The sequence below is a fragment of the Bacillus hominis genome (assembly GCF_018332515.1).
GTDB lineage: Bacteria > Bacillota > Bacilli > Bacillales > Bacillaceae_G > Bacillus_A > Bacillus_A hominis.
Map to the genome: position 1 here is coordinate 1 of NZ_BOQD01000700.1, position 226 is coordinate 226.

General features: G+C 54.0%; 1 protein-coding gene. It reads right to left on the bottom strand.

Annotated features, from left to right (window positions below):
- Positions 1 to 226: solute carrier family 23 protein (locus tag KI356_RS29015; protein ID WP_274388417.1), on the bottom strand; the 226-nt coding region annotated here is incomplete at both ends.

A 226-nucleotide genomic window follows, 5' to 3' on the forward strand; every position in this document is an offset into this window, starting at 1 on the left:
AGTTGAAGCTGGTGCCCTGAATAGACAACAGCCCGGAGCCAACCGGACCCCAGGCCTTAATTTGAATAATCGATGCCACACCGGAGGCAAACAGCGACATACTAATAATGTGTTGCGTGTCTTGTGCCGGTAAACCCAGCGCCTGGCAGATTAATAGCGCTGGCGTGATCACCGCAACGAACATCGCCAGCAGATGCTGACAGGCGGCAAACAGGGTTTGAGGAAG